This window comes from Streptomyces sp. NPDC059169 (assembly GCF_042755225.1).
Taxonomy (GTDB): Bacteria; Actinomycetota; Actinomycetes; order Streptomycetales; family Streptomycetaceae; genus Streptomyces.
In genome coordinates this window covers 261,195-275,007 of the sequence record NZ_JBHZCF010000004.1, presented here as the reverse complement: position 1 = coordinate 275,007, position 13,813 = coordinate 261,195, and the positions used below count along the sequence as shown (strand labels likewise).

The 13,813-nt window shown below is 72.1% G+C and carries 10 protein-coding genes; 4 read left to right on the top strand and 6 right to left on the bottom strand.

The window, feature by feature from the left end:
- Positions 1–11 precede the first annotated feature (11 nt).
- Both ACFXOM_RS09775 and ACFXOM_RS09770 read right to left on the bottom strand, forming a co-directional pair.
- Entirely contained in the window at positions 12–1,394 is a 1,383-nt protein-coding gene (locus ACFXOM_RS09775; protein ID WP_384934144.1) for a cryptochrome/photolyase family protein, read from the bottom strand.
- Positions 1,395–1,468: 74 nt separating this feature from the next.
- Positions 1,469–3,013, bottom strand: coding sequence for an SDR family oxidoreductase (locus ACFXOM_RS09770; RefSeq protein ID WP_384934141.1), 1,545 nt, complete (start codon positions 3,011–3,013; stop codon positions 1,469–1,471).
- A gap of 191 nt (positions 3,014–3,204) precedes the next feature.
- Here ACFXOM_RS09770 and ACFXOM_RS09765 point away from each other — a divergent pair, with 191 nt between their 5' ends.
- On the top strand, positions 3,205–4,746 hold the full coding sequence (locus ACFXOM_RS09765; protein WP_384934138.1) for a bifunctional phosphatase PAP2/diacylglycerol kinase family protein: 1,542 nt from the start codon (positions 3,205–3,207) through the stop codon (positions 4,744–4,746).
- Positions 4,747–5,082: 336 nt separating this feature from the next.
- On the opposite strand, the gene ACFXOM_RS09760 is transcribed toward ACFXOM_RS09765, so the two are convergent.
- A complete protein-coding gene (locus tag ACFXOM_RS09760) occupies positions 5,083–5,634 on the bottom strand; it encodes a VanZ family protein (protein WP_384934135.1) in 552 nt (183 codons plus the stop codon).
- 212 nt (positions 5,635–5,846) lie between these two features.
- On the opposite strand from ACFXOM_RS09760, the gene ACFXOM_RS09755 reads away from it, so the two are divergent.
- Positions 5,847–7,163: a phytase gene (locus ACFXOM_RS09755; protein WP_384934133.1), complete on the top strand. Its 1,317-nt coding sequence runs from the start codon at positions 5,847–5,849 to the stop codon at positions 7,161–7,163.
- A 138-nt stretch (positions 7,164–7,301) separates the two neighbouring features.
- Here the strand turns inward: ACFXOM_RS09755 and ACFXOM_RS09750 are convergent, their stop codons facing one another.
- From ACFXOM_RS09750 to ACFXOM_RS09740, 3 genes are all read right to left on the bottom strand, one after another.
- On the bottom strand, positions 7,302–8,492 hold the full coding sequence (locus tag ACFXOM_RS09750; protein ID WP_384934516.1) for an acyl-CoA dehydrogenase family protein: 1,191 nt from the start codon (positions 8,490–8,492) through the stop codon (positions 7,302–7,304).
- A 320-nt stretch (positions 8,493–8,812) separates the two neighbouring features.
- Positions 8,813–9,385 (bottom strand): TetR/AcrR family transcriptional regulator, encoded by a 573-nt coding sequence (locus ACFXOM_RS09745; protein ID WP_384934130.1) that lies wholly within the window; start codon positions 9,383–9,385, stop codon positions 8,813–8,815.
- Between the two features lie 309 nt (positions 9,386–9,694).
- Positions 9,695–10,129, bottom strand: coding sequence for an ATP-binding protein (locus tag ACFXOM_RS09740; protein WP_384934127.1), 435 nt, complete (start codon positions 10,127–10,129; stop codon positions 9,695–9,697).
- Positions 10,130–11,566: 1,437 nt separating this feature from the next.
- Here ACFXOM_RS09740 and ACFXOM_RS09735 point away from each other — a divergent pair.
- Positions 11,567–12,541 (top strand): hypothetical protein, encoded by a 975-nt coding sequence (locus tag ACFXOM_RS09735; protein WP_384934125.1) that lies wholly within the window; start codon positions 11,567–11,569, stop codon positions 12,539–12,541.
- A gap of 145 nt (positions 12,542–12,686) precedes the next feature.
- Entirely contained in the window at positions 12,687–13,430 is a 744-nt protein-coding gene (locus ACFXOM_RS09730) for a class F sortase (protein ID WP_384934123.1), read from the top strand.
- The last annotated feature ends 383 nt before the right edge of the window (positions 13,431–13,813 follow it).

Here is a 13,813-nt window from a genome sequence, read left to right as displayed (position 1 = left end):
CCGTGCCCGGCTCATCCGCTGGCCCGGGCACGGGTGAAACGTCCCAGTGCGTCGGCGAGGTCGACCAACGGCTCGGGGTAGTCGTACCGTGCCCGCTCGGTGCCGGCGAGCTTCCACGGAGTGTGCACGGCCGCTCCGGCGATCCCTTCGAGCTCCGGCACCCAGCGCCGCACGTAGGCGCCGTCCGGGTCGTACCGCAGTCCCTGGCGCACGGGGTTGAGCACGCGGTTGGGGCGGGTGTCCGTGCCCGTTCCCGCGACCCACTGCCAGTTGAGCTGGTTGTTGGCGATGTCGCCGTCCACCAGCAGTTCCAGGAAGTGCCGGGCCCCCACCCGCCAGTCCACGTACAGCGTCTTGGCGAGGAAGCTGGCCGCCAGCAACCTGCCGCGGTTGTGCATCCACCCCTCGTGGCGCAGCTGGCGCATCGCCGCGTCGACCACGGGGTAGCCGGTCCGGCCTTCCCTCCACGCTTCGGTCTCGTCCTCGGCCGCGGATCCGGAGCGCCAGCGGTCGTGCCGGTCACGGTAGTCGTGGGCGGCGGCCCCGGGGCGCGCGGCGAGCACCTGGTGGTGGAAGTCCCGCCAGCACACCTGCCGGACGAACGCCTCGGCTCCTGCTCCGCCGACGGAGCGTGCCCTGTGCACCAGCTCGGCCGGCGAGAGGGTGCCGAAGTGCAGATGTGGCGAGAGCCTTGACGTCCCGTCACCCGCGAGGTCGTCGTGCCCGTCTTCGTAGGCCCCGACGCCGCCCCGCAACCACGCGGTGAAACGCCGTCGGGCCTCCCGCTCTCCGCCGGCGGCGAGGCCCGGGGAGGTGCCCGTGACCTCCGTGCGGGACGGGACCTGCTCCGAGCGGACGCCGTCGGGCACGGGTACGGCGCGCGGGGCGCCCAGGCTGCCCCGGATCTCCTGCGCGGCCCAGCGGCGGAAGTAGGGCGTGAAGACGGCGAAGTGGTCCGATCCGGAAGGGACGACGGCGCCGGGCGGGAGCGCGGTGACCACGGCGTCGTGGACGTAGAGCCTGCGTCCGTCCCGTTCCAGTGCCGCGCGCAGCCGCTCCTCGCGACGGCGGGCGTAGCCGCTGACGCCTGCCGCCATGTGCACCTCGTCCGCGTCCGTCTCGTGCACCAGGGCATTGACCTCGTCGACGACGTCACCGGAACGGATGACGAGCCGGCCCCCGCGGTCCCGCAGCCCCCGGTCGAGGTCCGTCAGGCAGTCGGCGAGGAAGGCCTTCCTGTTCGGTGCGGTGAACATGGAGGACGCGGCATCCGACGTGCCGTCGTCCCTCACGAAGAGCGGCACCACCTGTTCGCACGCACTGAGGGCGGCGCGCAGCGGGGGGTGGTCGTGCAGGCGCAGGTCGGAGGTGTAGAGGACGACCGCGACGTTCATGGAGCCCCTCCCGGGGGTGTCCGACGGTGCTGTTGTCGGTGACTTCCCCCGCCGTGTCGCCGGCGGATGCGGACTCAGCCGCTGCGCCCGGCTCCGGGGCCACCGGCGGCGTCCGCCCGCAGTGCCGCGGTCTTGGCGATGTTGCGCGCCATGCCGCCGAACACAACGGCGTGGAAGGGAGACACGCTCCACCAGTACAGGTGTCCGAGGAGGCCACGCGGGTGGAACAGCGCCCGCTGCCGGTAGCGGGACCGGCTGCCGTCCTCGTCCTCCTCGGCGTACATCTCCAACCAGGCCAGTCCGGGGAGCCGCATCTCGGCACGCAGCCGCAGCAGCCGGCCCGGCTCGATCTCCTCGACCCGCCAGAAGTCGAGGGAGTCGCCCACGCGCAGTCGTGCGGCGTCCCTGCGGCCCCTGCGCAGGCCGACACCGCCGACCAGCCGGTCCAGCCTGCCGCGCACCGCCCAGGCGAGCGGGAGGGAGTACCAGCCGTTCTCCCCGCCGATCCCCTCGATGACCTGCCACAGTGCCTTGGGCGACGCGTCGACGGTGAGTGCCCTGCGGTCGGTGTAGAGGCTCCCCCCGGCCCAATCGGGGTCGGTGGGCAGCGGATCGCTCGGCGCGCCCGGTACGGAGGCGGACGACCAACGGGTCATGACCTGGGCCTCCCGTACCCGCTGCAGTGCGAGGACGAGGGCCTGGTCGAATCCGATGGGGGCGCCGGGCGGGTCGGGGACGTAGCGGGCGATGTCGTGTTCGCGGCAAACGACTTCATGGCGCAGGGACTCGGCCAGCGGTCGGGCGAGGGCCGGGGGAACCGGTGTGACCAGGCCGATCCAGTGGCTGGACAGCCGGGGGGTGAGCATGGGCACGCGCAGGATCAGGCGGCGCGGCAGCCGGGCGACCGTCGCGTACCGCCGCATCATCTCCTCGTAGGTCATGATGTCGGGCCCGCCGATGTCGAAGGCACGGTTCACGTCGCCGGGCATCTGGGCGCTTCCGACGAGGTACCGCAGGACGTCCCGGACGGCGATGGGCTGGATGCGGGTGCTCACCCAGCTCGGGGTGACCATCACCGGCAGCCGTTCGGTGAGGTAGCGCAGCATCTCGAAGGACGCGGAGCCGGAGCCGATGATGACGGCGGCGCGCAGGACGGTGGCCGGCACTTCCGACCGGAGGAAGATCTCGCCCACTTCGGCCCGGGAGCGCAGGTGGGGGGACAGGTCCTGCCCGGGCACCTCGGCAGGGGTGAGGCCACCCAGGTAGACGATGCGCCGCACACCGGCGGCGCCGGCCTGTTGGGCGAAGAGACGGGCCGCCTCCCGGTCGGTCTCCTCGAAGCCGCGTCCGGTGCGCAGGGCGTGGACAAGGTAGTAGGCGACGTCGACGCCCCGAAGGGCCGCGGCCAGCGAGCCGGCGTCGGTCACGTCGCCTCGGACCACCTCGGCTCGTCCCGCCCAGGGATGGTCCCGCAGCTTCTCCGGGGACCGGGCGAGGCATCGCACCCCGTGCCCGGCCTCCAGCAGTTCGGGCACCAGTCTGCCTCCGATGTACCCCGTCGCGCCGGTCACCAGGCAGTGCGCGGGCCTCCGGTCCGGATGCGGTGCCTGACCGCTCATCGTTGCCTCCGCTCTGTGGGTGCGCGTCCGCCCCTGCCGGACACGCCGTCCACTCTCGCCCTTCCCCTGGCATTCCGCCCCCGGAGGCGGCCCGGATGCGGCCGCCCCCCGGCCACCGGACCGCAGCCCCGCGCGGCACGTCCCGCGTCGCACGGGTCGGTGGAAGCCGGTTGTGCGGGTAGAGGGAGTCCATGAACAGTTCCCGCGTCCAGCGCATCAGACGGATCTTCCGCACGGGCGACCACGCACTCTTCGGGCTGGTCGCCTCGCGCCACTGGCCGGGCGCGGAGCCCGTACTCCCCCGGCTCAGCCGGAGCGCGAACCACGGACTGTTGTGGTTCGGCGTCGGAGCGGGCATGTGGGTGCTCGGTGGAGTGCGCGGGCGTCGCGCCGCCGTCCGCGGAGCAGCCTCGCTGGCACTGGCCTCGGCCACCGTCAACACGCTCGCGAAGGGAGCGGTCCGCCGCAGCCGCCCGATCATGGACGCCGTACCCGTCATGCGGCACCTTCCGCACCAGCCGTGGACCAGTTCCTTCCCATCAGGGCACTCGGCGTCCGCCGCCGCGTTCGCCGCCGGCGTGGCGATGGAGTCCCGGGGGTGGGCTGCCGCCGTCGCACCGGTCGCGGCTTCGGTGGCCTTCTCCCGGGTCTACACCGGCGTCCACTATCCGAGTGACGTGCTGGTGGGGGCCGCCCTCGGCGTCGGCGCCGCGTTCGCCGTCCGCGGGCTCGTGCCCTCCCGGTCCCAGCTCCCGCCGCCGGCGCGGCCACGGACCGACGCCCCCGCACTGCCCGAGGGCAAGGGCCTGACGGTGGTGGTCAATCCCTCGTCCGGATCCCAGCCTCAACTGCTCGATCCCGTACGCCAGTTGAAGACCGCTCTGCCCAGAGCAGACGTGGTGGTCTACGAACCGGACAAGGGGCCGCTTCCGCAGGTGCTGGAGAAGGCCGCACGGGACGCCGCGGGGTCGGGCGGTGCGCTGGGCGTGTGCGGCGGCGACGGCACGGTCAACGCCGCAGCGGCGTGTGCGCTGCGGTTCGGCGTCCCGCTCGCCGTACTGCCCGGGGGCACGTTCAACCACTTCGCCGCCGACCTGGGTGCCGACACCATCGCGGTCGCGTGCGCCGCGGTGGAGGCGGGCAGTGCGGTCCGGGCCGACGTCGGGCGGGTCAGGCCGCTCGTCGACGGTGGCGACGGGCCCGGCAACCCGTCACCCTCCGCGCAGCCGGACGGATCCGCCTACTTCCTGAACACCTTCAGCATCGGGGTGTATCCGGAACTCGTGCGGATCCGGGAGCAGTGGTCCCCGCGCATCGGCGGCCCGCCCGCGGCCCTGCTCGCCGTGCTGCGGGTCCTGCGGACCGGACGCACGGTCCGGGCCCGGGTCAACGGGAAGCGCCGCTCGATCTGGCTGCTGTTCGCGGGCAACGGTGCCTACCGCAGCTTCGGGATCGCGCCCGGCCGCCGCCACGACCTGTCCGACGGAATGCTCGACGTGCGGATCGCCCACGGCGGCAGGTTCGCGCGCACCCGACTGCTGGCGACCGCCCTCGCGGGCGGGGTGGCGCGGACCCGGCTGTACGCGTCGGCCCGACCGCGGCGGCTGGTGCTGACCGAGCTTCCCCGGGGCACGGAGATGGCGTACGACGGCGAAGTCGTCCCGGCCCCCTCGGCACTCGTGGTCGACAAGCTGGACGAGGCGCTCACCGTCTACCGGCCGGCTCTGGACTGACCGGCACCGAGGACCGGGGAACCGGCGGGGCGGAACGGGTCGGTCGGGCAGCGAGCTGATGCGCGCCGTCCGTGACAGGAGGGACAGTCCTACCGCGGACGGCGCGTCCGCGCTGGCGTCCGCGGCAACGGACAGGAGCACGGACACGGACAGGGGCACGGGCACGACCTCGTCCACGGGTGTCGATGGGCCCCTCACCCCCCACCCGGCGCAGGCCGACACCGGGCGGATCCAGCCGGTGGCAGGAGCCGGAGAAGTGCGGCGAGTGTGTACCCCCGCGTGCCGCGGTCGGTGCAACGGCTCCGGGCCGCCCCGCGTGGTGCCGGGCCCGCGCGTTCAGCGGGCGGGCTTGGTCCAGCGGTGCCACCAGTGGTGCCTGCGCGGGTGCACCGCCCGGCCGAGGCGGCGGCCGAGCACGAGGTAGCCGAGCAGGGCGCCGGTCGTGTTGAGGATGACGTCGTCGATGTCGAAGGCACGGCCGGTGATCAGCGCGCCCTGGACCACCTCGACGAGCACCATGACGAAGGCCGTCACGACCGCCACCCGAAGCAGTCCCCTGGCCCTCGGCAGGAGCACCGGCAGCAGCACGCCGAAGGGAACGCCGAGCAGGACGTTGCCGCCGAGTTGCTTGACGGTGTCGAGGAAGGCGGGCCGCATCAGGTAGTCGCGGATCGAGTCCCCCGGGCGGAAGTTGCTGTGGGTCAGCGCTTCGGAGGCCGCGGACGGCTCCAGCGTCAGCCGGGCGAGGACGATGCCGAAGGCCACCGTCGCCGCGAAGGCCAGCAGCACCGCGAGTGCCCGTACGAGCGGCGTGGTGGGTCGACTGCCCTGCGCCCGCCCCGCGTTCGTGTCCTTCGCCGCCGTGTCGTCCGTTCCAGCCTGCGTCATCGTCGCCCTGCCTCAGTCCGTCGACATGGCGATCCGGGTACCCGCCGGCCGGCCCGGCATGCGGGGGCGCCACCACGTCGCGGAGAATGGCAGCACCGGATGATCCCGCCGTTCACGCACGGCACACGTGCCCACCGCACACCGTACGTGGTACGGCCACCTCGGGGTTGCACGCTCGGCGATCGCCATGCCCCCGACAGCGAGGAGTATTCGTGACCAGGCACCGCCCCGCGCGGCAGCTGGCCCTCGCGGCCGCAGCGGCCTTCGCGGCGCTCACCGCGGCCGCGCCCGCCGATGCGCACACCCCCGACCCGCGCCCCACGGGACCGCTACCGTCGATCGCCCCCCGGGCCGAAACCGCCACGTTGTACGACGACGAGGCGGGCGGCAACGCCAACGCGGACGACCCGGCGATCTGGCGCAACGCCGCGGACCCCGACCGCAGTCTGGTCATCGCCACGGCCAAGGAGGGCGGGCTGCGGGTGTACGACCTCGCCGCGCGCCAGGTGCAGTCGTTGCCCGCGCCCGCCCCGCCGCGTCCCGGCGACGCCCCCGGGCGGTTCAACAACGTCGACCTCGTGCACGCCCTCCGGCTGGCACCCGGCCGGGCCGACGTCGCCGTGACCACCGACCGCGGCCAGGACCGGCTCCGCTTCTACCGGATCGACGGGTCGCGCCGCAGTGCCCCGCTCGTCGACATCACCGACCCGGCAGCCCCTCCGGTCTTCTCCACGGGACAGGCCGACATCAACGAACAGGCCACCGCCTACGGCCTCGCCACCTGGAAGGACCGGACGAACGGCCGCTCGTACGCGCTGGTCAGCCGGCGCAACAGGACTACCGTCGCGCTCCTGCAGATCGTCCCCACCGCGTCCGGCACCGTGACCTACCGCGCGCTGCGCACGCTCGACCTCCCGCACGCGTTCCGGCTGCCGAACGGTACGCCCTGGTCGCCCTGCGCCGAGCCGGGCGAGCTCCCCCAGGTCGAAGGCATGGTCGTCGATCCGGCGAACGGCATGCTCTACGCCGCGCAGGAGGACGTCGGCATCTGGCGCGTTCGGGCGGACCTCACCGGGACCCCCAAGCTGATCGACAAGGTCCGCGAGTACGGCGTCCCGGGTACGTACGACGAGAAGAACCAGACGTGCACGCCGGGCAGGGATCCCGGCTACGGCGGCACGCACCTGACGGCCGACGTCGAGGGCCTGACCCTCTTCACCGAGCCCGGCGGCGACGGCCACCTCCTCGCGTCGAGCCAGGGGGACGACAGCTTCGCCCTGTACGACCGTGAGGTCGGCACCGCCAACGAGTACGAGGGCGGCTTCCGCATCACGGCCGCCACGCCGGCCCTCGACGGCTCCGAGCAGTGCGACGGTGCCGCGGCCCTCAACGCGCCGCTCGGCCGTCGGTACCCGCACGGACTGCTCGTGGTGCAGGACGGCCACGACACGCCCGGGGACGGCGAACGGGAGGCCACCGGCTTCACGTTCGTCGACCTCGGAGACGTCGTGGACAGCATCGACGACTGACGATCGCACCCGCGCCCCGCGGATCCCACCAGCTTCCCCGTCGCCCGCACGCGGCGTCGACGTGCGGGCGAAGAGGAAGGTGCGGGTGTCCGGGTCCTGAGGGAGTTCACGCGGACCGGGCGCGGTGGCGTTCCCGACTCAGCCCCGTACCGTGATGGCGCCCTGGGTGTCCTTGCTCAGCGCACGGCTGATGACCATACGCTGGATCTGGTTGGTGCCCTCGAAGATCTGCATGACCTTGGCCTCGCGCATGTAGCGCTCAACGGGGAAGTCACGGGTGTAGCCGTAACCTCCGAGCACCTGAACGGCATCGGTGGTGACCTTCATCGCGTTGTCGGTCGCCACCATCTTCGCGATGGACGCCTCGCGGCTGAAGCGCTGGCCGCGGTCCCTGAGCCGGGCGGCCGCCAACGTGGTGGCGCGGGCGGACTCGACGGCACCGGCCATGTCGGCCAGCACGAAGGCCAGGCCCTGGTGCTCGATGATCGGCTTGCCGAAGGTCTCCCGCTCCTGCGCGTAGCGGACCGCGTGGTCCAGCGCGCCCTGGGCCAGGCCGGTCGCCACGGCCGCGATGCCCAGCCGTCCGGAGTCCAGCCCGGCGAGGGCGATTTGCAGTCCCTGCCCCTCCTCACCGAGCCGGCGGCCGACGGGGACGCGCACGTCGTCGAAGCGCATGGTCGCCGTGGCCGACCCGGTCAGGCCCATCTTCCGTTCGGGTGAGTCCGCCGTCAGCCCCGGGGTGTCCGCGGGGACGAGGAAGCACGAGATGCCGTGGGAGCGATCGTCCGACGTGCGGGCCATGACCTTGTAGAAGTCGGCGTGACCACCGTGGGTGGTCCATGCCTTCGCGCCGTTGAGGACGTAGTGGTCCCCGTCCCTGACCGCCCGGGTGCGCATCGCGGCCGGGTCCGAGCCGGCGTGCGGCTCGGACAGGCAGTAGGCCCCGAGCAGCTCGCCGCCGAGCATGTCGGGCAGCCACTCGGCCTTCTGCTCCTCGGTGCCGAACTCGGCGAGGCCGTAGGCGGACAGGGCGTGGACGGAGATGCCCACGGCGACGCTGGACCAGACGGCCGCGACCTCTTCGAGGACCTGGAGGTAGACCTCGTACGGCTGGCCGCCCCCGCCGTACTCCTCGGAGTACGGCAGGCCGAGCAGGCCGGCACGGCCGAGCGTGCGGAAGACCTCCCGGGGGAACCGCTCGTCCGCCTCCGCCTCGACGACGCGGGGAGCGAGCTCCTTGGCGGCGATGTCACGGGTCAGACCGACCAGGTCGGCGGCTTCCTGGGTGGGCAGCGTACGCGTGGCAGGCATCGTCGACTCCTCGCGAATGATACGGAACTGAGTACGACAGTATCATTCACAGTACGTGCATGGCGCACGCAGAGGCACCGCACGGGGGAAGGCAGCTCACCGCGAGGCTGCGGGGGCGGCAGCAGCCGGCTCGGGACGGGCGATGCCCCGACCGGAGAGATACGGCCGGGGAGACACAATCGGCAGGGACAACCGGGACCGGACGCAGCGGAGGCAGGGCGTCTGCGAACCACACCTACGGGTCCGCGGACCCGTAAGGGAGCGCCACGTCAACCGGGGGCGACCCCACCCCGGACGGCGGGCGGAAGGTTTCCGGCCACCCGATGGAGAGCTCCGGATCACGAAGAGACGGCATGCACGATGAGCGAGGCGAGTTCGGCGTACGCGGCAGAGTCGCTGAGGCCCGTGCGCGCCGAGACACCGCCGCGCTGGATCTCGTGCATGGTCGAAGCGACGACCTCTCCCACGAAGGCGGCGTGGACGTCCCGGAAGGCCCCCGCGGCCACACCCTCGGTGATCAGCTGCCTGACCCGGTCGGCGGCGTGCCGGGTGTTGGCCTCGTACACCTCCCGTGCGGGCTCGAAGCCGGCCATGTCGTCGAAGAACTCCCGGGACAGCGGCCTGAGCTGCTCGGCGACGGCGCTCAGGTACTCCACGACGCGCTCCGCCGGACCGGAGGCGTCGGCAACCCGCTTCTCGACGGCTTCGGTGGCCCTGCGGAAATAGTGCTTGACGGCCACCCGCACCAGCTCCTGCTTGCTGCCCGCGAGCTGGTACAGCGTCGTCTTGGAACAGTGCAGCCGTTCGGCCAGGTCGTCGAGGGTGAACGAGGCGAAACCCTCCGCCGTCACCAGGGCGACCAATCGCTCCAACAGGTCGTTCTGGCGAGCGGTGCGACGCATGGGCTGCATGGCTTCAGCCTATCCGCAGACCGCGACACACCGCCGCGGCCTGCAAGGACACCGGCGCAAGACCCCTCGCAGCCCGGAACGTTGCAGGAACGGGCGACCCGACGAGCGGACCGGGCTGCGCCCTACTGCGACCCGGCCCGCCCCAACCGGCCACCCGCGGACCGCACGGCACAGCCGGCCCCCGAGCCGCACACCCGGCCCGGCCCCCCGAGGCCGGACGGTCGCACCCACGCGGGCGCGGACCGGCGGGCGCGGACGGGCGGGACACACGGACCCGGTGGAGCACCCGGCACCCGGCACCCACTCAGGTCAGGCGCCGCAGCCCACCGACTGGGCGAGCGTCGCGTGAACGCACTTTCCGCCACCGAACGCCTCGATGAAGAGGTGGGCGCCGAGGTCCTCGGCGATGTGCAGCCCCATACCCCCGGTGCCTTCGGTCATGTCGGGGTCACGATGGGCCGGGGCGACGTCCGAGCCATCGACCACCGCGACGTCGAAGGCTCCCGCATCGGCGCGCAGGGCGAGGGCATAGGGGCCGGACGCATGCGTGATCGCATTGGTGACGAGTTCGGACACGATCAGCAGGACGTCATCACGTCGGGCATGGGCGAGCGGGGGCCAGAGCCCGTCGAGGAATCCGGCCGCCACCCTGCGGGCGAGCGCCGGGGCGTTGAGCCCCGGGGGAAGCGAGATCGACAGCTGGCCGACCTGCCGGCACGCTCCGTCTGCTGCTGTGGCAGTCATGACGCCGCCCCAACCCCTTCACCATGTCCGAAATTTCCCTTTACGCACTAAATGACGCACTACAGTTCGTGAGACGCACGGGAGGGCGCTGAGGTTCCGACGACAGCGCTCCCTGATCCGGCCGTATCGGGGCCCCGCCCATCGGCGGAGGACCTGACCGCCGGCGGTGCCCGTGCTCGCCGCGCCACTCCCACCAGTGGAAACGGCCCACGATCAAGATTCTCGGGGCGTCCCGGTCGCCCCGGACCCGGCTGATTCTCCCGTGCACCGCTTTTGCCACTTCTTTCCCAACGACCTCAAGGGCGTCACGTCCCCCAGAGATCCCCTACCCACCTCTCAGCCGCATGACCCTGTGCCCCTGCACGCGCCACGAGGCATCCCGTCAGCGGGGCGGTTGGCGCAGGGGAAGCCCGATCAGCCGTAGCGGCGGGGCTCCGACGGCACCTCGCCGCACCCCGGCAAGCGGGCGAGGTCGTTCGTCCGGCGCGCCCGGGCCCCTCCCCGCCGGTGTTCCCGTCCGTGCGCGGCCCGTCGGAACCCGGCTCGCCGAAGCCCGGCAGGCTCGATGACGCTCCCCGTGACGCCCCCCCTTCCACCACCCTGACCCCCTCCGGAAGCCCCTCGAGCCATCGGACCGCGGGCCTGTTTCCCGCACACCACGGCAGCGCCGATCACGGATCTCCCCGGAACACGAAGACGCTGGGCACCGGCCCCACCGAATCCGCCGGGTCCGGGCCGCTCCCCGGCATGGCGGCGGCCCGACGACTGAAGCGTGGTCACCTCAAGGCTGGGGCACGGCCCCTGTGGGGACCGAGCCCCCCGAACCGGGCCACGGATCGCGCCTCCGGACAGTGCGTGCCGAACCGAAAATCGTTGCGCATCAAACCAGTTGATGACCAGTCGGAAGGTCGAGCGCGACGGCTCCGGCATGGCACGCCACTGCCGCTCCCACTCCCCATGCGACGCCCGAGCCGAGCGCTGCACGGCGGCACCGAGCTCGTCGGCCGCAGGATGAACGACCAGCTCGAACCGCGCCGCAGGCAACGAACATGACGGCCCTTCCGGTCGATCAGCGGCCGGGAACGCGAGCCGGTACGGGGCGGAGGACGATCCCGCAGCGAACACCCCCTCCCGGCGCGCACCCGCGCCTGTTGCAGCGCCCGTTCGCCACGCCTGGTGGGGGCGGGGCAGCCGCTCCGACCGGTCCCACCCACGGTCAACGCCGTAAGACGGCACCTGCTACTCCGACTTCCTTGCCGCCCAACGGGTGAATGTGCGGCGTGTCGCCACTCGAAGGGCGCACGGTGTCCCTCGAATGCGGCGCTCTCGGCTGGTGCGGACCCGGGTTCCGGCTGACGGTGGAACGTGTCGCTGCTGCGATCCGATGAGCCGACGAAGTGTCAGCCCTCGCAGTCGCGGCGAAAGGAATGGGTTCCCATGCGCTCTGCCCGCACCCTGTGCGCCTCAGCCGCCATTACAGCGGCCCTCACGATCGCCGCCCCCACCGCATACGCCATGACCATGGCGAACGACTGGGGTCAGGACAGCGGCTCGTCGTCGTACGAGAAGGACGACAACAGCAGCAAGGACGACAACGGCAAGAAGGACGGCTACGGCAGCAAGGACGACAACAGCAGCAAGGACGACAACGGCAAGAAGGACGGCTACGGCAGCAAGGACGACAACAGCAGCAAGGACGACCACGGCAAGGGCGACAAGGGCGACGACCACGGCAAGGGCGACCACGACAAGGGCGACAAGGGCGACGACCACGGCAAGAAGGACTGGGGGTCGTGGAAGGGCCACGGCAAGGGCGACCACGACGATGACGACGACGACCACGGCAAGCCGAACGGCGGCGTGCACACCGGCGGCGGCGCCCTCACCCTGACGGTCACCGACGACTCGGACCACGGCAAGGGCGACAAGGGCGACGACCACGGCAAGGGCGACCACGACAAGGGCGACAAGGGCGACGACCACGGCAAGAAGGACTGGGGCGGCAAGGGCGACAAGGGGGATGACTACGGCAAGGGCGACAAGGGCGACGACCACGGCAAGCCGAACGGCGGCGTGCACACCGGCGGCGGCGCCCTCGCTCTGGCTGGTGCGTACGACTCGGACGACGACTCCAAGAAGGACGACCACGGCAAGGGCGACAAGGGCGACGACCACGGCAAGGGCGACGACCACGGCAAGTCCTGGAAGGACAAGAAGGACTGGGGCGGCAAGGGCGACCACGACGATGACGACGACGACCACGGCAAGCCGAACGGCGGCGTGCACACCGGCGGCGGTGGTCTCGCCACGAGCAGCAGCAGCCTGGCCGCCGGCTCGGCCCTGATGCTGCTCGGCATCGGCGCCGGCGCCTACAAGATGCGCCGCCGCAGCATGGGTGGCACGTCGGCCTGATGACGCCGCACCCCCTCTAGCAGTTCGCAGTGCTGTCGCGGTCGCCGTCCTCATCGGACGGCGGCCGCGGCGATTGCGTTTCCGCCGCCGTCCCGATCCGCCCTCGCCCCCACGACCTTCGGCCCGTACACGAAAGGCACTTCTCATGACCGCCAGACAGCCGTCCGGTCCGTTCCCCCAGCAGGCGACGCCCCATTCCCGCCGCGGGGGCCGCTCATTCCTGTGGCCCCTCGCGTCGGTGGGACTGGGCGCACTGCTGTTCTGCAACTCCCTCAACGGGAACAGCATGGACAACGCGAACCCCGCGGAGAGTTCGAGGTCCGACTCGGCGGCCGCCCCCGCCCCTCCCATCCCCGTGATCGCCGTGCCGCCGTTCCCTGTGCCCTCGCCCCCCGCCGCTTCCCCGAGACCCAAGATCGTGCTACCCCGGTCCGCACCCACCCGGATCGTCATCCCCGCGATCAGTGTCGACGCCCCGTTCACCGATCTGTCCCTGAACGCGACCGGTCAGCTGAACGCGCCGCCCCCCAATGACGCCAATCTGGTCGGCTGGTTCAAGGACGGCGTCACCCCTGGGGAGCGCGGCACCTCCATCGTCGCCGGGCACCTGGACACCAGGACGGGTCCTGCCGTGTTCGTGGAGCTCAGCAAGTTGAAGCCCGGCAACACCGTGAGCATCACGCGCAAGGACAAACAGACGGCCACGTTCAAGGTGGACTCGGTGGAGACCTTCAGCAAGGCGGCCTTCCCGAGCGCTCGGGTGTACAACGACGCGCCCACCGCCGAGCTACGCGTGATCACTTGCGGCGGCCAGTACGACAAGAAGGCCAAGGACTACAAAGACAACGTGGTGGTGTTCGCCCACCTCGACAGCGTGAAGAAGGCTTGACGGAGACGAGCGCCGCAGGCGCCCGGGAGGGCACGCGTCCGCCCCGGACCCGCGCGGACGGCGAGGAGTTGCCGCCTCGAACCGGGCGACGGCCGTCGAGCGGTTCCCACGAACCGGAGCGTGCAGTGCGAGGCGCCGCGACGGGATCCGCGATCCGGACCACGGGCGAGGCTCCGTGCCGGGAAGATGGAACCACCGGTCACGCCGCCCTGCGTACCGCCGCCTGTCAAACGGGCGGTGCGCGGCGACGGCGCGCCGGTGAGAACTCTGCTTCTCCGGCGGTCCCGGCCCAGGGGTTGACCGGGGCCGCCGGGGGGCACCCGAGGGGAGCGGTATGCCCAAACAGAACACCGTGGGGCCGACGAGGAGGAGTGTCGTCCGCA